17 protein-coding genes are annotated in these 20,851 nt (G+C 46.7%); 5 read left to right on the top strand and 12 right to left on the bottom strand.

The features are described 5' to 3' along the window. Nucleotides 1-104: 104 nt before the first annotated feature. The 6 genes from floT to ABEW32_RS24915 all read right to left on the bottom strand — a co-directional run bounded on the left by floT (nucleotide 105) and on the right by ABEW32_RS24915 (nucleotide 7,557). The gene (floT, locus tag ABEW32_RS24890; protein WP_430192900.1) at nucleotides 105-1,640 is read right to left on the bottom strand and encodes a flotillin lipid rafts scaffold protein FloT; all 1,536 of its coding nucleotides are present in this window, start codon (nucleotides 1,638-1,640) and stop codon (nucleotides 105-107) included. Between the two features lie 48 nt (nucleotides 1,641-1,688). Then, complete coding sequence (locus ABEW32_RS24895; protein ID WP_430192789.1) at nucleotides 1,689-2,207, bottom strand: NfeD family membrane protein; 519 nt, start codon at nucleotides 2,205-2,207, stop codon at nucleotides 1,689-1,691. A 172-nt stretch (nucleotides 2,208-2,379) separates the two neighbouring features. Then, nucleotides 2,380-3,543 carry an iron-containing alcohol dehydrogenase gene (locus ABEW32_RS24900; RefSeq protein WP_430192791.1) on the bottom strand — a complete coding sequence of 388 codons (1,164 nt, stop codon included), beginning with the start codon at nucleotides 3,541-3,543 and terminating at the stop codon, nucleotides 2,380-2,382. A 183-nt stretch (nucleotides 3,544-3,726) separates the two neighbouring features. Continuing rightward, nucleotides 3,727-5,370 carry a UDP-glucose--hexose-1-phosphate uridylyltransferase gene (locus tag ABEW32_RS24905; protein ID WP_430192793.1) on the bottom strand — a complete coding sequence of 548 codons (1,644 nt, stop codon included), beginning with the start codon at nucleotides 5,368-5,370 and terminating at the stop codon, nucleotides 3,727-3,729. A gap of 17 nt (nucleotides 5,371-5,387) precedes the next feature. Continuing rightward, the gene (galE, locus tag ABEW32_RS24910; RefSeq protein ID WP_430192795.1) at nucleotides 5,388-6,377 is read right to left on the bottom strand and encodes a UDP-glucose 4-epimerase GalE; all 990 of its coding nucleotides are present in this window, start codon (nucleotides 6,375-6,377) and stop codon (nucleotides 5,388-5,390) included. A 1-nt stretch (nucleotide 6,378) separates the two neighbouring features. Beyond that, nucleotides 6,379-7,557: a galactokinase gene (locus ABEW32_RS24915; RefSeq protein ID WP_430192797.1), complete on the bottom strand. Its 1,179-nt coding sequence runs from the start codon at nucleotides 7,555-7,557 to the stop codon at nucleotides 6,379-6,381. Between the two features lie 220 nt (nucleotides 7,558-7,777). On the opposite strand from ABEW32_RS24915, the gene ABEW32_RS24920 reads away from it, so the two are divergent. After that, complete coding sequence (locus tag ABEW32_RS24920) at nucleotides 7,778-8,644, top strand: helix-turn-helix domain-containing protein (protein ID WP_430192799.1); 867 nt, start codon at nucleotides 7,778-7,780, stop codon at nucleotides 8,642-8,644. Nucleotides 8,645-8,847: 203 nt separating this feature from the next. Here ABEW32_RS24920 and mgrA read toward each other — a convergent pair whose 3' ends face one another. The 4 genes from mgrA to ABEW32_RS24940 all read right to left on the bottom strand — a co-directional run bounded on the left by mgrA (nucleotide 8,848) and on the right by ABEW32_RS24940 (nucleotide 12,280). Beyond that, complete coding sequence (mgrA, locus tag ABEW32_RS24925; protein WP_430192801.1) at nucleotides 8,848-9,867, bottom strand: L-glyceraldehyde 3-phosphate reductase; 1,020 nt, start codon at nucleotides 9,865-9,867, stop codon at nucleotides 8,848-8,850. 84 nt (nucleotides 9,868-9,951) lie between these two features. Next, nucleotides 9,952-10,692: an NAD-dependent protein deacylase gene (locus tag ABEW32_RS24930; RefSeq protein WP_430192803.1), complete on the bottom strand. Its 741-nt coding sequence runs from the start codon at nucleotides 10,690-10,692 to the stop codon at nucleotides 9,952-9,954. After that, nucleotides 10,689-11,459 carry an HAD family hydrolase gene (locus ABEW32_RS24935; protein WP_430192805.1) on the bottom strand — a complete coding sequence of 257 codons (771 nt, stop codon included), beginning with the start codon at nucleotides 11,457-11,459 and terminating at the stop codon, nucleotides 10,689-10,691. The genes ABEW32_RS24930 and ABEW32_RS24935 overlap by 4 nt, the downstream gene beginning before the upstream one ends. A gap of 14 nt (nucleotides 11,460-11,473) precedes the next feature. Then, on the bottom strand, nucleotides 11,474-12,280 hold the full coding sequence (locus ABEW32_RS24940; protein ID WP_430192807.1) for an alpha/beta fold hydrolase: 807 nt from the start codon (nucleotides 12,278-12,280) through the stop codon (nucleotides 11,474-11,476). Nucleotides 12,281-12,593: 313 nt separating this feature from the next. On the opposite strand from ABEW32_RS24940, the gene ABEW32_RS24945 reads away from it, so the two are divergent. The 3 genes from ABEW32_RS24945 to ilvD all read left to right on the top strand — a co-directional run bounded on the left by ABEW32_RS24945 (nucleotide 12,594) and on the right by ilvD (nucleotide 16,084). Continuing rightward, nucleotides 12,594-13,628 (top strand): acyltransferase family protein, encoded by a 1,035-nt coding sequence (locus ABEW32_RS24945; RefSeq protein ID WP_430192809.1) that lies wholly within the window; start codon nucleotides 12,594-12,596, stop codon nucleotides 13,626-13,628. A 175-nt stretch (nucleotides 13,629-13,803) separates the two neighbouring features. Beyond that, a complete protein-coding gene (locus ABEW32_RS24950; RefSeq protein ID WP_013372595.1) occupies nucleotides 13,804-14,052 on the top strand; it encodes a KGG domain-containing protein in 249 nt (82 codons plus the stop codon). A gap of 343 nt (nucleotides 14,053-14,395) precedes the next feature. Further along, a complete protein-coding gene (gene ilvD / locus ABEW32_RS24955; RefSeq protein ID WP_430192811.1) occupies nucleotides 14,396-16,084 on the top strand; it encodes a dihydroxy-acid dehydratase in 1,689 nt (562 codons plus the stop codon). Nucleotides 16,085-16,169: 85 nt separating this feature from the next. Here ilvD and ABEW32_RS24960 read toward each other — a convergent pair whose 3' ends face one another. Next, entirely contained in the window at nucleotides 16,170-17,618 is a 1,449-nt protein-coding gene (locus ABEW32_RS24960; RefSeq protein ID WP_430192813.1) for a polysaccharide deacetylase family protein, read from the bottom strand. Nucleotides 17,619-17,795: 177 nt separating this feature from the next. On the opposite strand from ABEW32_RS24960, the gene ABEW32_RS24965 reads away from it, so the two are divergent. Further along, on the top strand, nucleotides 17,796-18,950 hold the full coding sequence (locus tag ABEW32_RS24965) for an AI-2E family transporter (RefSeq protein WP_430192815.1): 1,155 nt from the start codon (nucleotides 17,796-17,798) through the stop codon (nucleotides 18,948-18,950). Here the strand turns inward: ABEW32_RS24965 and ABEW32_RS24970 are convergent. Next, the gene (locus ABEW32_RS24970; RefSeq protein ID WP_430192817.1) at nucleotides 18,938-20,713 is read right to left on the bottom strand and encodes a peptidoglycan D,D-transpeptidase FtsI family protein; all 1,776 of its coding nucleotides are present in this window, start codon (nucleotides 20,711-20,713) and stop codon (nucleotides 18,938-18,940) included. The genes ABEW32_RS24965 and ABEW32_RS24970 overlap by 13 nt on opposite strands. Nucleotides 20,714-20,851 lie beyond the last annotated feature (138 nt).

The raw sequence follows: 20,851 nt of genomic DNA on the forward strand, positions 1-20,851 counted from the left end.
AAAGGTCAATAAAAAGAAAACGCTTTTCATCACAATTTCTAGGAAATGCTGTGATGAAAAGCGGTCTTTTGGGGGCTAAGAATCTGCTCCACAAAGGCTTATCATTATTCTTTATCCGTAAGTGCTACCTCAACTGTCGCTGGATTGTGCAGCTTGTTCGCATCATCGGAGGAAGGTACGGAATGAATTCCTTTTTTTCCAGTGGTTAGTCCCTTGATCAACTGCTCTACATCAATACCGGATACACTCTTAAGCATCTCGGGAGCTGTCGCCATCAGTTCGGTGACATAATTGCTGACACGCGTTGCTCCTTCTCCTTTACCTGTATCCACAACAGTCAATTTATCAATGGATGCTATCGGTTCGGCAATGCGTCCTGCCAGATCCGGCAGCATTTTCACAATAATATCGAGCACGGCGGCCTCTCCGAACTTTTGGAACGCCTCTGCCAGTTTTTCCTTGGCCTCAGCTTCCGCAAGACCACGCAAACGGATGACGTCTGCATCTGCCGTACCTTTGGCCCGTTCTGCGTCCGCTTCTGCTTGCCCGTTCAGACGTTTTTGTTCAGCTGACGCTTTAGCCTGTGTTTCAATCGAGTATTGCAGCGATTCCGCTTCACGCATTTTACGCGATTTGTCGGCTTCCGCCGCTTGTTCTACCGCATACCGATCGGCTTCCGCCTTCTTTTTCACTTCCGCATCGTATTGCTTTTCACGTACCTGTATTTCCTTAGCTTGAATATCAATCTCCCGTTCCTTACGTACCAACTCGACTTTCATCTGTTCCTCGACAGCAGTCTGCTTGGCACGGGCCTCCTGAATATGATAAGCCTGATCGGCTTCTGCTCTGGCGGTATCCTGTTCTTTCTTAAACGAAGCCACCTTCAGTTCTTTCTCCTTGGCTGCCTCGGCAATATTTGTATCCCGCAACAGTTCGGCCTTCTGTCCTTCCTGTTCTGCTTGCGCCTTCTGAATTCGGGCATCCCGCACTGCCTCGGCTTCTGCAATCTCTGCATCCCGTTTCACAGCAGCAATTCTCGGCTTACCAAGCGCATCCAGATACCCATGTTTATCGCGTACGTCTTTGATGGTAAATGAAACGATCTGCAAGCCCATCTTTTTCAGATCACGCGCAGCCACGCCTTGTACTTCCTGCGCAAACCGATCCCGATTACGGTACACTTCCTCCACTGTCATGGAGCCAAGGATTGCCCGCAAATGTCCCTCCAGCACTTCTTGTGCCTCTCCTCTAAGAGCTTCCAGCGGCTTTCCGATGAACTGCTCGGCTGCTGTGGCTACATCCTCAATGGAACTGCCGACCTTGATGATCGCCACACCATCCGCAATCACGGGTACTCCTTGCTCTGTATATACTTCCGGTGTGGTTACGTCCAATTTGTGAGACAACAGAGAAATAAATTCGGACTGCTGGAAAATAGGCCAAATAAAGGCGCCCCCACCACGAACAATTTTAATTTTGCGACCAGATTCATCCTCAGAAATATTTTTATTGCCCAGAAAAGAACCTGTCACAATCATTCCTTCATCCGGTCCTACCGTTTTGTAACGGGCCCAAAAAGCAATCCCTAATATGACGATAACAATGACAACAATTCCAGGGACCAACACAATATCTTGCAAACTTGACACTCCCGATCACGCTCCCTTCAAGTTAAGCGAATGCGCCGTCTATGTGTCCAGGTACGCTACGCGGACGACGCCCTCTGCGACCTCAACCACGACAATACGGGTTCCCGCAGCTAGCGGTTTGTGATCAAAGCTAGATGCTGTATGTATGGTGTTGCCTGCACCCAAGCGGATCATAACTTCCCCGTAACCAACTTCAGGTACAGGAATGGTGACCTCACCGATTCTGCCAGTCAGTTCACGCATCGAGAAGCCACTGGATACCTCTGAATTCGCCATAGGCTTGATAAACGCAAAAAACACCAGCACTCCAATCACAAGCGCAATCCCTAAAGCTAACACAACGACCCAGCCTATAGTCAGCCCAGTATACTTTGTCAGTAGTACTCCAGCCCCGCCAAAAGCAGTCATAGCCCCAAGTAGAACAACAGGTCTGAACCAATCAAGGCCCGGTAGCTCTAATGCCCCATCCAGCCAGCTACCGAGTACATCTCCAATCAACACACTGACCACGGTAAAGATTGCGCCACCTGCCAACAACCACCAAAATAAGGTTTCCATCCGACTCCTCCTTCCATGTACCTTTTCAGTCTGGTTTCCAGTCTATAACTATGTTTACGTATTCAACCTTAAAAAGTTTCAAAATTTACCTCTAATATCTCAAACTAACCCAAAAAAGCACGTTCGTACGTCTAATGACGCACAAACGTGCCTATTATGATCCAAATGCTGTTTACAGGGATGCTTTGTAAATTTCGATTACATCTTCGCGATTGAGCTTGTTAAAGCCACCAAAAGGTCCAAATTTCACAGCTTTATCAGCCATTACATCAATTTGGGATGCATCAATATCGTAATCAGCCAGACGGCTTGGTGCACCAATCGAGTTCCAGAAATCACGCAACGCTTGAATACCTTCCAGCGCTACTTCTTCGTCACTCTTGCCTTCTGGGTTCACATGGAACACATTCACAGCCAGCTGTTTGAAGCGTTCAGGCTTTACATGCAAGTTATGTTTCATCCAGTTCGGGAACAGAATAGCCAGTCCTCCACCATGCGGAATATCATAAACAGCAGACACAGCATGCTCAATATTGTGAGTAGCCCAGTCACCTGTCAGCCCCATGTTCAGGAAGCCGTTCAGTGCCATCGTACCACAATACATAATCGTTTCACGCAGCTCGTAATTTTCCAGATCGTTAACCAGTCCCGGCGCCGCATCTATGACCGTACGCAAAATCGTTTCACACCAGCCCAGTTGAACCGGAGTATTGGATTCCAAATGGAAATAATGCTCGAGCGTATGTGACATCATATCCACAATTCCGTAAACGGTTTGATTTTGTGGCAGAGAGTATGTGTTTACCGGATCAAGAATGGAAAACGCAGGAAACGCATGTACGCTGCCCCATCCCAGTTTTTCCTGTGTTTTTTCGTTTGTAATGACAGAACCTGCATTCATTTCAGAACCGGTAGCTGCCATGGTCAGAATCGTACCTAATGGCAAGGCTGCTTTGGGAGCCGCTTTACGCTCTGCAAAATCCCACATATCGCCATCATATTTTGCACCGACAGCTATAGCTTTGGAGCAATCCAGAACACTACCACCGCCCACAGCCAGTACAAGGTCGATTTGATTGGTTTTACACAATTCAACGCCCTTATGTACCGTTGACAAGCGAGGATTTGGTTCTACACCAGCCAGTTCGGTTACCTCTGCGCCGATTTCACCAAGCAATTTTATTACATTATCGTACAAACCGCTGCGCTTAATGCTGCCGCCGCCATATACAAGCAGTACACGTTTTCCGTATTTAGGAACTTCACGCTTGAGAGCCTCCAATTGTCCTTTACCGAAGATCAATTGTGTAGGATTATAAAATTCGAATGCTTTCATCGCAAACGCTCGCCTCCAATATGTCTAATGTTTAATGTTAAGAAACTACTCTATTATAACCTTTATGGTTACAGGAAACAAATTGCTTTATTTTCAGAAAAAAACCATACTCCTTGTGGAGTATGGTTACATTTCACATCTTGGGAGGGTTCTCGTATTGTATTATGTGCAGCATAAGCTACTTTATTCTCCCAAATTATATCCCAATTGTTTCATAAAACGGCCAAACGCCTGTTGACCGGATGGATTTCTTTTATACACACCTGCGTGCTCTAAAATTTCACTGAATTTTAGTCCAACCTCATTTTGTACGGTACGAACAGCCGTCTCCTTGTCAGACAAGCGACCAAACCGGGTATTCAACTGGTAAATCCAGTCTGCATGCTTGAACAGTGGATGCCCTTCTTGCTGCATAGCCACAGCCAATTCGTCGTTCCCACACAAAATATCAGCAATTCCATCCAGTTCATCCTTGAGTCGTCCCGGCAAAATGGCAAGTCCCATCACTTCGATCAGACCAATATTTTCCTTTTTGATATGATGCATCTCACGATGGGGATGGAAAATACCTTCCGGGTACTCTTCGCTCGTTCGATTGTTGCGCAGTACGAGATCCATCTGATATCTTCCTTCGGAATCCCGGCGCACAATCGGCGTTACTGTATTATGCGGAATCGTTTCCCCCTCGGATTCGGTATGAGAGAGAACGTCTACCTCTGGATCACTATAACCCTTCCATGCTTCAAAAGCAGCATTCCCCGCCTCCAGCAGTGCCTCGGCATCTGTTGAGGTGAAGCGAATGACCGACATCGGCCAGTTCACAATACCTGCCGTAACCTGCGGAAATGCTTCATTATGGTATACGCCGTCCACACCCGCTTTTTCAATTGGGAATGTATGACGCCCACCCTGGAAATGATCATGCGTCAGGATCGATCCACCGACAATAGGCAGGTCTGCATTAGAGCCAATGAAATAATGCGGAAACGCTTTCGTAAAGGCCAGCAATCGCCGCAGTGTGTCCTTTGTAAGCTTCATGGGCACATGATCATGATGGAACACAATGCAATGCTCGTTGTAATACACATAGGGTGAATATTGAAAGAACCACGGTTCCCCATTCAGTTCGACCGGTATGATACGCAAATTTTGGCGGGATGGATGATTTACTCTTCCAGCGTATCCAACGTTTTCACGGCACAATTGACATTTAGGGTAAACAGGCGGCGGTAAAAGCTTCGCCATTGCAATTTCCTTGGGACTCTTTTCAGGCTTGGACAAATTAATCGTAATTTCCATATCACCATAAGGTGTTGCCTGATTCCAGTACACATTGCTGGCTACCCGATCCATTCGAATGTAGTTTGAATCGATCGATAATTGATAAAAAGCATCTGTAGCCGCCTCTACGCCACGTTCAGCCTCCGTTTGATGAAAGTTACGGATGACCTCAGACGGTCTCGCCATTAGCTGTCCCATGATTTTGGAATCCAGCAAATCACGATACGTATCCGTGTTTTCAGGGATTAGCCCTATAGCAAAACCATAATCTATCAAAACATTAAGCACAGGCTGGAGAGCTTCGGGGGCAATAATGCCCCCTGCTTCCCCACCCGAATAAGGTTCCGAGAACCCGAACTGCTCTAATAGCAGATTACGACTGTAATCTGTATCTTGCAGACCGATCAAGCCCCTTTTTTGTGCGAATGCAACCAGTTGCTCCACTGCATATAGAGCCGATTGCTGTACAGTTTCGTCGATGTCATGGGCCAGGTGCCGGGAAAGTTCCCGGTCTTGGCCTTTATCTACGGATTGGCGCTCGCTCATATGTCATCGTCTCCCGTCTATTCGTCGCCGTAGCCTTGAGGGTGCGACTGATGCCATCCCCATGCTCCGCTAATAATATCCTCCAGTTGAGTACGCTTTGGACTCCAGCCCAGCACCGAACGGGCCTTGTCAGAAGATGCAACCAATATCGCTGGGTCGCCTGCACGGCGAGGTTCTGTAACCACTGGAATATCGAGCCCAGTGACCTTGCGTGCTGTTTCAATAACTTCTTTCACCGAGAAGCCCTGTCCGTTGCCCAGATTGAATACGTTGCTGTCATTACCTTCACGCAAGTAATTCACTGCGCGTACATGAGCATCCGCCAGGTCACTTACATGGATGTAATCACGGACACATGTTCCGTCTGGTGTGGCATAATCCTCACCAAACACAGCGATATGTGAACGCTGCTTCAATGCTGTCTGAAGCACCAATGGGATCAGATGGCTTTCTGGCCGATGATCTTCACCGATTTTGCCGCTTTCATGGGCACCAGCCGCATTAAAATACCGCAAAGACACGTATTTGATGCCTAATACTTTATCAAACCAGGACATCATGCGCTCCATCATCAGCTTTGTTTCACCATACACGTTGGTTGGCTCTGTACGGTCGCCTTCTTCAATCGGCACCTTTTCCGGTTCGCCATAGGTAGCCGCAGTCGAGGAGAATACAATTTTGCTTACACCGGCATCCTTCATCGCCTCCAGCAAGCTCAACGTGCCAAATACGTTGTTGTCATAATATTTTCCGGGATTTTGCATGCTTTCTCCAACCAGCGAGTTGGCAGCAAAATGAATAACAGCGTCGATTTTATTTTCAGAGAACAGTTTGGACAGAAGTTCTTTATCCCTCAAATCCCCTTCATACAACTTGCCTCCAAGCAACGCTCCTTTGTGTCCGGTTTGCAGATTATCGAGCACAACAACTTCTTCTCCAAGATCCAACAATTCTGCTACGGTATGTGAACCGATATATCCAGCTCCGCCTGTGACTAAAATGGCCATGTTATTCATCCTCCTTCAGTTCTTTAACTCCGTCTCCTGCCTTGCATACGTAAAAGCTGGCTTCCAGCCCTATACGGGTCTGATAAGCTTCGCCGACTTCCTTCACAAAACGTTCCACATCATCCTCATGAACCAATGAAACCGTACAGCCTCCAAACCCAGCCCCTGTCATGCGAGCACCCAGCGTGCCAGGAATGCGTCGTGCTTCTTCGACCATGACATCAAGCTCGGTGCAGCTGACCTCATACAGGTCACGTAATGAATCATGTGAAGCGTTCATTAACTGACCGAAAGCTGCAAGTTCATTTGCCGCGAGAGCATCGACAGAGGCTAGCACACGAGCGTTTTCCTCCACCACATGCTGTGCCCGGCGGCGCACTGTTTCATCTGCAATATGATGCTGAAGCTCTCCAAACCGAGCCTCATCTAGTTGTGCAAGATACTCCAGTGATGGCTCCTGCTGTTGCAAAATGGACAGCGCTTCGGCACACTGACTGCGACGCTCGTTATAAGCGGAATCTACCAAACCGCGGCGCTTATTTGTATTACCGATCACAAGCTTGTAAGCCCCTGTACGGAATGGCACTTTACGATACTCCAGCGTATCGCACATCAGCAGGATAGCATGATCAGCCGCTCCGTTCGCTACAGCGAATTGGTCCATAATGCCGCAATTGACACCAACGTAATTGTTTTCCGCCCTTTGGGATAACAAAGCAATTTCGACTGTGTCGGTTTTCTGCTTTTCGGTAGTCAGGAATGCATATCCTGTCACGACCTCAATCGAGGCTGAGGAGGATAACCCGGCTCCATTCGGTATTTCTCCATGATAGAGCAGATCGTATCCGCTAGAAGGATATACTCCCTTTTGAGCCAACTCCACCAGCACACCCACCGGATAGTCCACCCACTCATCCGTTTTGCTTTTACCTATTTCTCCGCGGTGGATAGACACTTCATACGACAGGTTTGTCGAAGCAAAATGAATTTGATCATCATTGCGCGCACGAAGGATCAGCGTCGTACCAAATTCCAGCGCAGCCGGAAGTACATAACCCCCATTATAGTCGATATGCTCTCCAATTAGATTGACACGACCGGGTGCATGAAATATCAGCAGTTCATTGCTGCTTTCACCATATTTTTCAATAAAATGTTTCTTTAATTCAGTAGAGTTCATATCCACATCCACCTCATTCACCGTTAGTAAAAGTCTCCCTGATTTCCCTGTAATATCTTAATCAGGTTGACATCTCTTATGATTTCAGTATAAATGAAAGCGTCACACAATGTAATGCATCCATGTGTTTAAGCTATGGATAAATGTGACTTGGATATGTACAATGTAAGTATACCGCATTCGCTAAACTATTCACAAATGCAGGAAGGATGACCCTATTTTGCAAGCGTATTCATATAGTTATGCTGTCGCCTCTAATCCGGTGTTTTATGAAAACAGCCCGCTGCATGTGCTTTTTGCAGGAGAGAGCCAAACCAAATCTGGCCATGCTGTGGGACCGAAAATCTATGATTATTATCTGCTTCACTTTGTAGAATCAGGTAAAGGCACCTTTCGAACGGAACAGCACACATATCAGCTTGAAAAAAACGATTTTTTCCTTATTCATCCAGGTCAGCTAGTAAGCTATACCTCTGATGAAAAGAACCCGTGGCGTTATCGTTGGTCTGCTTTTACCGGGCACCATACGGAGCAAGTGGTGCAGGAAGCAGGACTGCGTGTTCATCAGCCTGTCTTCCACGCTGCCGATCAAAGTCCCATTCCCGGTTATCTGGAGCAGATGCAGTTAGCCTTTTACAGCAGAAAATCTAGTTCTCATCTATCAGCATTGGGCTATCTGTACCTGATTATGGGGGAGGCAGGCAATTACCTGAGTGACTGGACTGATCCGTCTGGGGCGGATTCGCAAATTCGACGAACAGTCAAACAAATGGTGCAATATATGTCCACTCAGTACGCACATCCCGTTTCCATTGAGCAAATGTCTGAAGGGCTTGGTTATAACCGTGCATACTTATCACGAATATTCAAAAAGGAAACGGGCGTCTCCCCCGTCACCTATCTGCTTAAGCTACGGATCGACAAATCACGTCAACTGCTGCGTGAACGTCCTGAGCTGTCGGTCGAGCAAGTGGCTGCATCTGTAGGACTAACCGATGCTTTATACTTCTCACGCCAATTCAAACGCTTCTGTGGACAGTCTCCAACCGAGTACCGAAGCAAGGTTAAGCAGTACCCTCATTCGTGAAGAAAGCTTGAAAAGGCTTCATGGACCTGCTGCTTCTGACGGATGATTGATCTTCTTTTACTGGGAATACAGGACAGGGTATTGGTTTCCTAACTCCTGCCATAATAAGCAGCCCGCATCCTTCACGCGGATGCGGGCTGTTAAGTATATATTGTATAAGAGAATGTGAAATTAGGCCGATGACTCCAAAGTATCTTTTGCCATTAGGCTGTGCCACCGTCTTGTCCGTTCCCGGCATTCAGAATCGAATCAATTCGATCCAGCTCCTCCTGTGAAAACTCCAAATTGGACAAGGCTTCAACATTTTCTTCGATTTGGCTTACACGGCTAGCCCCAATCAGGACAGAGGTCAGACGTCCGCCGCGCAGAGCCCATGCCAGTGAAAATTGAGCCAAACTTTGTCCACGCGCAGCAGCCATCTGATTCAAGGCACGCACCTTGCGAAGAGTTTCGGGTGTCACATGGTTCTCATTCAGGAAAACCGATGTGCTTGCTGCACGTGAATCCTCGGGAATTCCGTTCAAATATTTATTAGTCAGCAGACCCTGAGCCAGTGGACAAAAGGCAATGCTACCTATTCCGTTTTCGTCAAGTACATCCTGTAATCCATTTTCAATCCAGCGGTCAAGCAGAGAGTATCTTGGCTGATGGATCAACATCGGTGTTCCCAGCTCCTTCAAAATACGAGCTGCTTCTGCCGTTTGCTCTGCACTATAATTAGACACGCCCACATATAGTGCTTTACCGGAACGTACGATATGGTCCAGTGCTCCCATCGTTTCTTCCAGCGGCGTATTCGGATCGAAGCGGTGAGAGTAGAATATATCAACATAGTCCAATCCCATTCGCTTCAAACTCTGATCCAGACTGGATATCATATACTTGCGAGATCCCCAGTCGCCATAAGGGCCTGCCCACATATGGTAGCCTGCTTTAGTAGAGATGACCAACTCATCTCGGTATGGTTTCATATCACTGGCTAGCACTTGTCCGAAAAATTCCTCAGCTGAACCCGCAGGAGGACCATAGTTGTTAGCTAAATCAAAATGCGTGATTCCCAGATCAAAGGAGCGAGTAATCATGCTACGACCATTCTCCGCATTGTTAATCCCGCCAAAATTGTGCCACAAACCCAGTGAAATAGCGGGCAGCTTAAGCCCCGATCTGCCTGTACGGTTATATTTCATACTTTCATAACGATCTTCGCCAGCTAAATAAACCATGCTATCACAGCCTCTCTCGAAACATTGTTATGTCCATCACAACATCATCATAGCGCTTTTATCCGGGCGTTGACAAGAAAACGATTACAGACCCAATTCATGAGCGAGTTTTTCCATAACCTTACCGATCGGTTCAGTGAGCAAAAGGTCTGCCTTGTGATCATACGAGGTGGGGTCTGTATTCAGCAGCACCGTATGTTTACCGCGAAAATAAGTAATCAAGCCTGCCGCAGGATGCACGGTCAGTGACGTTCCTCCAATTAACAGCAAATCTGCTTGAGAAATGGCCTGAATGGATTGAATTATGGTGTCCTGATTCAACTCCTCTTCATATAAAACAACATCCGGTTTGATCATTCCTCCATCTACCGGACATTTAGGTACAACCTCGGAGCTGTTCATCACTTCTTCCAGGCTGTAAAAGCGTCCACATTCCATACAGTAATTGCGATGTACCGAGCCGTGAAGCTCCAGTACATTTACGCTGCCTGCTGCCTGATGTAATCCGTCAATATTTTGCGTCACAACCGCTTTCAGACGGCCCTGCTTTTCCAAAGACGCGAGAAAATGATGACAGCCGTTCGGCTCCGCATCGGGATGCAGCATTTTGCTGCGATAGAAGTCGAAGAATACTTCAGGATGCTTCACAAAAAAAGAGCGGCTAAGCATAACCTCGGGAGAATACGGCAATTGTTCCTCACTCTGATACAAGCCTGCTGCCGAACGAAAATCTGGAATACCGCTTTCCGTCGATGTCCCTGCACCACCGAAAAAAACAATATTCTGCGCTTGTTGTATCCATTCCGCCAACGTATTTTCTTTCATGCTCTACACACCTCCAACTCTTCATATCCACGAACAACCTTATCCGCATCCAGCAAATGTCTGGACCGTTCCAGTTCCGGCGCAAATCCAATGGCTAGCTGTACTCCGGCACGCTTGCCCATCTGCATATCTCCGTTACTGTCTCCAATCACTACTACATCTGCCGGCGATAGTCCTAGTAACGCGCAAGCTTTTTCAGTCATTTCTGGATCAGGCTTGCCGTAGGTAACTCTATCATGTCCGACGATCGCATCAAAATAGGGCGTCAGCCCCATCCACTCCAAATGCTCTTGTGCAGCCTCCGTACTATCAGAGGTCACAACCGCCAGCTTTATTCCGGCATGTTGACTTTGCTCCAATAAGGTCCGCAACCCTGGAAACACCTTCACTGCCCGATGCCGGCGGACGTCAGCCATCGCTGTTTTATTAAATTCTCGAACAAGCCGCACAGCTTCATTCCACGGTATACCCGCAGTATAAAGCTGCCAAGCCAGCACCCCCGTACTTTCGTCCACCGTCCCCATTGCCAGCGGACCAGAAGGATCGTAACCGATCACACGTCCCTCCTGATCGTGAACAGTGCCAAGAATATCGCCTTTTTCCATCGTAAAACCAGCTCCCGCCACGACAAGATGCTGCTCCATCATATCCAGTATAGAACGAGCCCAGGGGCCCCACAACTGAAGAAAGTCCAGCAATGTACCATCTTTATCAAATAAGATGCCGCGGCATGGATATCGCTTCCCCTGCACGATCAGCACAGACATGCCCTACACCTCCTTTACTGATTCTTGGGAGCGGAATCCACACTTTCTTTCATCCAGTCCTGTAAAGCTGTTACCGTCTGATTCCATTGCTCTACGGCACTAATTTTCGCTGGATTATCCCCTTTCTGGGCACCATAACTGCCAAATTGGGCGTGGTTCCCCCCTTCGACTGTAAAATACAGCGTATTGGCGGGTAAATAAGTTCTCCCAGTTTCGACATTTTTCATCTGGATGACACCATCATCACTTCCCAGTAAAGAAATAACTGGAAGATGTCTATCCTTTAAATTGCCCTTATTATCCGGGTAGGAAGCAAGGAAAAATACACCTTTGACCTGATCAGGATGTGCAGCTGCATATCGAGCCGCCATCACACCACCTAACGAATGCCCGCCAATAACAAATGTTTCTTTCGGATACGTCTTTAGCACTTCATTCGCCAAATCCGGAGAGATCAATGCAAGGTTTAATGGCATTTTTCCAATGATCACATGATGCCCCTTTTCTGCCAGACGGCGTGCCAAGGGGGCATAACTTTCGGGTTTAACCAACGCCCCTGGGTACAAAATGACTCCCGATCCGCTTCTTTTGGCAGGCTCAAAGCTTATCCAATGCTCTTGTTCACTTATTTTCACAGTATCTGCTATTTCGGCTAATGCAGCCGCAGCTGTCTCATCAGGCTGATAGGGCGTAAATACCTTCCATGCCCCCCAACCCGCGAATAGCACGATGACAACTAGGATGCCTAAAAGAATTTTCCATATTTTCCGAGGAGCGCGCGTCCCATATGAATTGTATGATCTTCTTGTTCTTCTTCTCATTGTAAAAGTTCCTTTCGTCGTTCGTACCTCATGATTCTTAGCTTGAATATAAAAGGTGGTGCTGTATTCATTAGCATAGCTATAACCTTGTTAGGGTAACATCGTTGCACATACAGGGTCAAATGAGCACACATTTCCAGGCATGAGCCCATCCTTATTCCGTGTTCAAGCTTTCGCCACATAATAAGGACATGATAACGCTTACTATTGTGAATTAAATCACAATGTTGAAGTCCAGAGTATCGTACCTTGTTCCTTGTAAAGATTATTTTTTAAATAGTTTATCCGGCAGAAGCCGTTCGGAGGGAAACACATGACGACAAGCCATGATATACAAGGGGAAAACTTCTTTCTCAATTTGCGATTTCTGTTGATTATATGCGTGTTTGCAGGAAACGCTTTGGAGCCATTAGTTGGTTCGCTTCATATTGCCCAACAATGGTTCAGCTGGATATTCATGTTTCATATGCCGTTGTTTGTACTCGTTACAGGTTACTTTGCCAAAACAAATTTGACAGGTCTCGCAGGACAAAAGGTTCTGCTTCAGATCGGTATGCAATATTTGATTTTCCAATCTCTTTATTCCATCTTGGATGTTGTAATTTTCCACGTTCCCCATATCCATCATTCTTTTTTTGCGCCTTATCTGCTACTCTGGTTCCTTGCCAGCCACATTTGTTGGAGACTGCTGATGCTGTCTTTTCAGAAAATACCACCTGTCTTCCAACTGGGCATATCCGTGCTGCTGGGTATCCTTGTCGGATATCTTCCCGTGGACGGGATATGGCTAAGCGTATGCAGAACCTTTGTATATTTACCTTACTTTGTAGCAGGTTACCATTTGAATTATGCGGACGTTCGCCGCTTCTTCACAGCACCAGTCCGTATAGTCGCTGGCATGATATCTCTTCTGCTATTGGTACTGGCGGGAACATCATATTTTGGCATCCCGGCAGGCTGGCTGTATGGCAACATGACTTATGGTGAACTGGGCCATACCGAATGGTACGCCGGGATTTATCGCATGGGCATTTATGGAGTTCAATGGATAGCATCTATGGCGTTTCTAAGCTTTGTTCCAGCCGTCACGGGACGTATAACCGAAATGGGACGGCGTACATTATATGTCTTTTTACTTCATGGCTTAATCGTCCGTACCGTTGTTGCAAAAGGAGTTTACGAGTATATAGATACGCCTGTGGAGGTTATGTTGATTCTGGTGTGTGCCGCAGGTCTGTGCTGTCTGTTGACCATGCCTTGGGTTCGAACTGCAACTCGGCCTCTAATTGAGCCACAGGTTGAGTGGATGCTGAAGCCAGCTCCTTATCTTTTTAGACGGTCTGCATAATTTTTTTATTCATCTTTATTTCACGATCCACACGCGACAACCCGCCTACAGACGAAAATGGAGGCCTGTTTCCCCTTCTTTACTTAGCGCATAGCACCTGTTTCATACAGGCAAGATGTGGTAAGTAAAAGATACGCGCAACAAAAAACAACTTTTTAATAAGGAGTGATTTGTAATGGCACGTAATCAAAATCAGGGAAAAATGAGTCGTGAAGAAGCAGGCCGTATGGGTGGGGAAGCTACCTCCAAGAAGCACAATAAGGAATTTTACCAGGAGATTGGCAAGAAAGGCGGACAAGCAACCGCAAACTCACATGATAAAGAGTTTTATCAGGAAATCGGCAAAAAAGGCGGCGATGCTACAGCTGAGTCGCATGACAAAAATTTTTACAGAGACATCGGTCGTAAAGGTGGCAGAAATTAAAATGTAGTTTCAAAATTCCACCCTCCTTTTAATATAAAAACAAGCTGGAGCCCATCCGTTTTATTTACGGAATGGGCTCTTCCTTTTTTCCGCTATCCCAACATATCAGAATCAGAGAGTCGCAAAGAATTAAATTTAAATCCTCGCAGATGCAATATATAGATTAATAAAACTATTCATATCTATATGTTGTTGCTTTCAGAACAATTCTATACTCTTTCAAAAATCCTCATATATGTAGAAAAATGCGCACAACTATGATAGACTCTTTAGAAAACATCTGCGCTATTACGGCGTTCAATTGAACCATACCATTTTTATACTTTGGGGGGAAACCAGCATCATGACAGCTAAGACGAAAATGCGTTCCGATATGATTAAAAAAGGCTTTGACCGCGCTCCTCACCGCAGCTTGCTGCGCGCAGCGGGTGTCAAGGAAGAAGATTTTGACAAACCGTTTATTGCGGTATGCAACTCGTATATTGACATCGTACCGGGCCACGTCCATTTGCAGGAATTTGGCAAAATTGTCAAGCAGGCCATTCGTGACGCAGGCGGTGTACCTTTCGAATTTAACACTATTGGTGTAGATGATGGCATTGCGATGGGACACATCGGTATGCGTTATTCTCTGCCAAGTCGCGAAATTATTGCAGACTCTCTGGAAACTGTCGTTTCCGCTCACTGGTTTGACGGTATGGTATGTATTCCTAACTGCGATAAAATTACCCCTGGGATGATGATGGGGGCATTGCGTGTTAACATTCCAACTATTTTCGTCAGCGGCGGTCCTATGAAAGCTGGTAAAGACAAGAACGGACGCTCTATTTCCCTGACTTCCGTCTTCGAAGGCGTAGGTGCATTCCAGGCGGGTAAGATCGATGATCAAAGTTTGCTTGAGTTAGAACAATACGGCTGTCCAACATGCGGCTCCTGTTCAGGAATGTTCACAGCGAATTCCATGAACTGTCTCGCAGAAGCGATGGGGCTGGCTATGCCAGGTAACGGCACCATTCTCGCAGTAGCAGAAGAACGCAAAGAATTCGTTAAACAATCTGCACGCCAATTGATGGAATTAATTAAGCTCGATCTGAAACCACGTGATATCGTGACTAAAGAAGCCATTGATAATGCATTTGCACTGGATATGGCGATGGGTGGTTCTACGAATACCGTATTGCACACATTGGCACTTGCCCATGAAGCTGAGGTTGACTACCCAATCGAACGCATTAATGAAGTTGCCAATCGTGTACCTCATTTGTCCAAATTGGCACCTGCTTCCGATTATCACATTGAGGATGTTCATAATGCTGGCGGCGTAAGCGCAGTGCTGAATGAACTACTGAAGAAACCGGGCGCATTGCATGGTGACTGTATTACTGTAACCGGAAAAACTATTCGTGAAAACGTAGAGGGTCAGGAAATTCTGGACACTAACGTCATTCACAAATTGGACAACCCATATTCCGAGCGTGGTGGTCTGGCCGTATTGTTCGGCAATTTGGCACCACAAGGCTCCATTATTAAAGTCGGAGCGGTTGATCCTTCTGTTGGCGGTTATCACAAAGGTCCTGCCATCTGCTTTGATTCACAGGAAGATGCACTGGCTGGCATCGCTAACGGTAAAATCACCGAAGGGCATGTTGTTGTTATTCGCTATGAAGGTCCTAAGGGCGGACCGGGTATGCCTGAGATGCTTGCTCCAACTTCACAAATCGTGGGCATGGGGCTTGGTGCCAAGGTTGGTCTGATTACAGACGGACGTTTCTCAGGTGCTTCCCGTGGTATCTCCATCGGTCATATTTCCCCTGAAGCAGCAGAAGGCGGACCTATCGCTTTTGTTGAGGACGGCGATATCATCGAGCTGGATCTGAACAATCGTAAGATTGAGCTTCAGATTACGGATGAAGAATTCGAACGTCGTCGCGCCAACTGGAAAGGCTTCGAGCCGAAAGTGAAAACGGGCTATCTGGCACGTTATTCCAAGCTGGTGACGAACGCAAGTAACGGCGGAATTATGAAAATCTAAATGCTTTGCCAAGATAGGATTATGTTATTAACACTAAAAAGCCTCTCGCCCCTTAATTAAGGATCGAGAGGCTTTCTCTATTAGGTCAATTGCTTGGTCCTGTATTCGCTGCATGTGAAGCCCTGACTGAAGTGTGAATAGGGCTTATCTCTTCGGTCATTTCACTGTTAAGTGTATGAGCCTCGTCTCTTTGGTCCGTTGGGTCAAAAGCATGGCCTGACTGGTACAAATCTGCCTGTTGGAAACGATCAAATAAGATATCAATGGGCATCACAATTAGTTTTGGTACCATAACCTCTTTTTTTTCACTCAATTGCTCTGAACCCGAAGGATGGATGATACGATATAACAGCTTTAAATATACAGTAGACATATGCTTAAACAGTCCTTGTGGAAGCTCTCTAACTTGAAAGCCTAATTTTTCAGGCCCTCGATGAATCATACTTACTGCATAGATCGCCTTTACACCCTTCATTCTAGAATCGTGCACAACCCGTTGGGTAAGATCAGGCAGTTGTCTTTTCACAATCCGAATCAATTGAATAGCCAGATGTACCAAGGACTTAGCCGTCGATCCCAATTGAAACAACATTTTATTGTCAAAATGAAGCTCAATGATGGGGTCGCCTTTTTCCAACCACCTACCGTTCTCCATGTTTATATTCGGCCCATGATAGATACGGCGACGATAATAAAAAATTGTGTCATCCTTGCTGACAGGACGAAGGCGGAACAAGACGTGAAATAATCGCTCGTATAGTAGCCATCCGAATACCATCGTTCTTTTCATCCAGTCTGTACTGGACACCCCGGAGATAGTAGGTTGATTGCCAGCTTGACGGCAAAACAATGTATCCACGCGTACGCTGCGTAATTGTCGTTCCTGAGCGACCATCAATAGCTTCTCTAGCGCAATTAGCATATTTTGTGGTGCTTCTGCGTCTGCCCCCAATGTCGTTCCACAGTCATGGAGCAGCATCACCTCGCCACCTCTTAGCTTTTTGAGCATTCTTTCCGCTAGTTGCTTCGCTCCAACACTGGCCTTCCAGTCACCAAACATGGAGGACCATAAAACGATTCGACGACCATTGTCTTTGGAAATATCAAAAAAGTTCACAATTCCCCAAGGCGGGCGATAAAAGGTCGTTCCCTCCCCAGTTACTCGACGGATAATGGACTCTGTCTGGGCAATTTGTTTTCTGACCGTAACAGGCCGCATGAGCCAATTCGATTTGTGTACATAATTGTGAATACCGATTAGATGACCTTCATCATGCATACGTTTCAGAAGCTCAGGGTGCTTTTCGGCATTTATCCCTACAACAAAAAAGGTAGCCTTGGCATCAAAACGCTTGAGTAAGTCGAGTAGCTGTGGCGTATAGACTGGGTCAGGACCGTCATCAAAGGTTAGTGCATATTCTTGGTCACTTTTGCCGCGCTGGAACACCCGGAAACCAAATATACGACTAAGCAGTGCCGGAATAAAAGCATAAAAAGTTGAAATGTAAAACATCCATAACAGCAAAGTCTGCACGTTTTATCCCCACTTTTCTATTCTGAACTTCAAGCAGGCTTCCTGAGGAAAACTCACTTACTTATATGTTATCACAATGTCGTAAGCATGCCGAGATTTCGCCATTGCATATGCCCGGCATTGAGGTCCGATTTAGTGTACAATAAATAAAAATCTTAAAGGAGTCGTTGTATACATATGCTTCCATTGTACAAAAAATATTGGCGCACTGTTTTTGATATCGGACTGATCGTGTTAACCGTGTATTTAATTATGTTCGTATCCAGCAAACTGTATCAGTTAGCAGCACCTGTGTTCCTTTCATTCGTCGTGTTTTGGTGTATTGAACCTGCTGCCCGTTATTTTCATCGCAAAGGCATGAAAAAGCCCTTTGCCTCTGCACTCTCCGTATTGCTGTTCATCATCTTATTACTGGCAATTTTTTTCGGATTGGGTCTGATCCTGGTTACCCAATTTACAAAAGTCGCGCAGAACCTCCCACATTATACCCAGATTATCCAAACGGAATTCACGCGGTTTCTACATCTTTCACAAGATAAAATTGCTGCATTACCTCCGGGTGTTACTGAACGTGTAAATGAATATTTTTCGACTGCGACCACAATTGCTACAAAATGGGCACAGCTAGGGTTATCTTTTTTCATACAATTCCTTAGCTCTTTCACTGTTTTTATGGGCAACTTTGCGGTTGCAATCATTTTGGCGTTCTTTTTAAGTATGGAAATTAATCTCTGGAAAGGAATTGCCCGCAGTAAAACGCCTAAGACCCTAAAAACTGCATATCTTTTTTTGAAAAATCACGTACTCAAAGCTATTTCCGCCTTTCTCAAGGCTCAGGCCTTACTGGTAGGAATTACCTTTATTCTCGTATTAATAGGTTTACTCATTTTGCAAGTGGATAATGCCCTATCGTTGGCGCTCGTAGCAGCTTTATTTGATATCCTGCCGTTGTTGGGTGTGCCTGTTATTTTTATTCCATGGGCAGTGTATTTGTTCATCACAGGCAACACCGGCTTGGCGATAGGATTGCTTATTGTCATGGCTGTCACCGTGATCGTCCGCCAACTGGCAGAGCCTAAAATTACTGGTAATTCCATCGGCGTGTCTTCTGCCTATCTGATGCTTTCCTTTGCCATTATATCGTTATCCATTTTTGGGTTGGCCGGATTAATTCTGTCTCCCATTCTGATCATTTTGCTCAAGGAATTGTGGCAACAAGGCTATCTACAGCAGTGGATTCGGTTTCCGACTGAGGAATTTGACGAGCCTCCGTTTATCGTCAAAATTCAGGAGGAGGAGCGTGCAGCTACTCGCGGAACTCAGGAGGATTGAGCTAGCAGATCCATTACTTGACCGAACAGTGCTGTAGCTCGATTTGCAGCATGTGTTGAAGCATTCTGTACAAGAACGGCAACCGCATAACGGGGCCGCTCTACCGGACCGTAACCAACAAACCACTGGTGATTTACGGGGTGACCGTTGTTTAAAGCTTGGGCCGTACCCGATTTGCCGGCCAGCTTCCATGTTCTATTACGCAAGGAGGCGCCTGTACCCTGCGCCACGACCTGTTCCATTGCTCCACGAAGTGCATGAGCCGTGAATGTGCGAATCGAGCGGCTGCCTTGGAGTAAAGGAGCAGCGTGAGCAGGTAACTCCAGCAAGGTGCTTCCGTCTGCGTAGCTGATGCGTTTTACGATCCGCGGTGCATGTACATGGCCATCGTGCAGCAAGGTAACCATGAGGTTGGCTGCTTGAAGAGGCGTCACCAGCACATCACGCTGACCGATAGCAGTCTGTACACGTACGCCCGGATCAGACGCATTCGTATGGGAGCCGAATACGGCTCCCTTTTCTTCATGATCCAGCGGTCTGAAATGAGGTAGACCTGCCAGGTTCCGATCCTGCCAGCCCACGGTTCGACTCAATCCCAGTGCAGAGGCTGCGGCCTGAATTTGCTCAGCGTTAAGCCGTTCGCCAAGATGGGCGAACACACTATTACAGGATACGGCAAGCCCTTCCTCCAGGTTCAGGGTTCCGTGTCCTTCTTTTTTCCAGCATGCCAATCCGTACTTGCCATAGGCTCCATGACAATGAAATTGCTCCTGCGGTTGGACCACGCCTGATTCGAGTGCAGCCGCTGCCGTAACCAATTTAAAAATGGAACCAGGCGTGACCGCTTTGAGGGCACGATTAGACCAGTCTGTTTTTTGCTGTGGATCAACATGACTGGGATTATAAAAGGGACGAGACACCATCGCCATAACATCTGCATTGCCAGCATCAAGCACAACCACTGCCCCTTCTGCCAAATGATTAGATTCTGTCAGCTTCTCAATCTGTTCCTGTAACGGGAGATCAATTGTAGTCTGTACCTGTAATGGATAGTGACCATTGGATGGAGCAGTGACACGAAGCGGCACATGCGTCAATGGACGACGTTGCGCATCTACATACCGAGAGACGAATGTCTCACCAACGCCGCTTAACAGCGGCTCCAGTGTTCTTTCCAGCCCAGCTGCCCCCATCGGCAGTTCACCTGTTCGTTCACCACGTTCATATAGAAAACCAAGCCATTGTCTGCCATTGGGCAAGTCCCTATAGCGTTGTGCATACGGTACAAGCTCTATGAGCGAAGGGGCTAACTTCAGCAGTCTGCCCGCTTCATTCCGATGAATTTGTACGGGCTCTCCGCGTCCATCCCGCCATATGAGCGGGGATTGCAGTGCCTTCCAGCGTGTCAGTAGTTGCCCTTTGCTTGTATGCAGCAGCTTAGCCAATTCTTGTCCATGCAAAGCTGCTCGGCCATCTACATCGGGAAAAAGCACTGGCGTCCATACGACTCCTCCAGTCAGGGGTTGCCCGTATCGGTCTGTAAACTGTCCACGCCCAGTATCGATAGCAATCCCTTCCTGTCTTTGACGGGCTGACATTTCTTTAAGCGAACGTCCCCCATAAAATGACAAATGAATGCCCGCTGTCCCCTGGATCCAAGCCAGTCGGAACAATAAAATCAGCAGCAATGCCATGATTCCCAGGGCTACATATGCAATTCGACGTTGACGAGTGAAACTGCTATCACGCCTAGACACACTCATCCTTCTTTCATCATTTTTCCAGTAGTATGTCCGATGATGAAAAAAGAAAACCCACTCAACATGTAATGTTGAATGGGTTACCGAATTATTGAAAGCTAGTGATGTCTGATTCTGGGCTCCAATCTAAAATTTCGCCTA

Origin of the sequence: Paenibacillus jamilae (genome assembly GCF_050482105.1) — a bacterium.
Classification (GTDB): Bacteria; Bacillota; Bacilli; order Paenibacillales; family Paenibacillaceae; genus Paenibacillus; species Paenibacillus jamilae_B.

What these genes read in the sequence shown, in the direction of transcription:
- ABEW32_RS24895 (WP_430192789.1), bottom strand. Translation starts at nt 2,207, where the DNA reads ATGGAAACCTTATTTTGGTGGTTGTTGGCAGGTGGCGCAATCTTTACC.
- ABEW32_RS24900 (WP_430192791.1), bottom strand. Translation starts at nt 3,543, where the DNA reads ATGAAAGCATTCGAATTTTATAATCCTACACAATTGATCTTCGGTAAA.
- ABEW32_RS24905 (WP_430192793.1), bottom strand. Translation starts at nt 5,370, where the DNA reads ATGAGCGAGCGCCAATCCGTAGATAAAGGCCAAGACCGGGAACTTTCC.
- galE (WP_430192795.1), bottom strand. Translation starts at nt 6,377, where the DNA reads ATGGCCATTTTAGTCACAGGCGGAGCTGGATATATCGGTTCACATACC.
- ABEW32_RS24915 (WP_430192797.1), bottom strand. Translation starts at nt 7,557, where the DNA reads ATGAACTCTACTGAATTAAAGAAACATTTTATTGAAAAATATGGTGAA.
- mgrA (WP_430192801.1), bottom strand. Translation starts at nt 9,867, where the DNA reads ATGGTTTATTTAGCTGGCGAAGATCGTTATGAAAGTATGAAATATAAC.
- ABEW32_RS24930 (WP_430192803.1), bottom strand. Translation starts at nt 10,692, where the DNA reads ATGAAAGAAAATACGTTGGCGGAATGGATACAACAAGCGCAGAATATT.
- ABEW32_RS24935 (WP_430192805.1), bottom strand. Translation starts at nt 11,459, where the DNA reads ATGTCTGTGCTGATCGTGCAGGGGAAGCGATATCCATGCCGCGGCATC.
- ABEW32_RS24940 (WP_430192807.1), bottom strand. Translation starts at nt 12,280, where the DNA reads ATGAGAAGAAGAACAAGAAGATCATACAATTCATATGGGACGCGCGCT.
- ABEW32_RS24945 (WP_430192809.1), top strand. Translation starts at nt 12,594, where the DNA reads ATGACGACAAGCCATGATATACAAGGGGAAAACTTCTTTCTCAATTTG.
- ABEW32_RS24950 (WP_013372595.1), top strand. Translation starts at nt 13,804, where the DNA reads ATGGCACGTAATCAAAATCAGGGAAAAATGAGTCGTGAAGAAGCAGGC.
- ilvD (WP_430192811.1), top strand. Translation starts at nt 14,396, where the DNA reads ATGACAGCTAAGACGAAAATGCGTTCCGATATGATTAAAAAAGGCTTT.
- ABEW32_RS24965 (WP_430192815.1), top strand. Translation starts at nt 17,796, where the DNA reads ATGCTTCCATTGTACAAAAAATATTGGCGCACTGTTTTTGATATCGGA.
- ABEW32_RS24970 (WP_430192817.1), bottom strand. Translation starts at nt 20,713, where the DNA reads ATGAGTGTGTCTAGGCGTGATAGCAGTTTCACTCGTCAACGTCGAATT.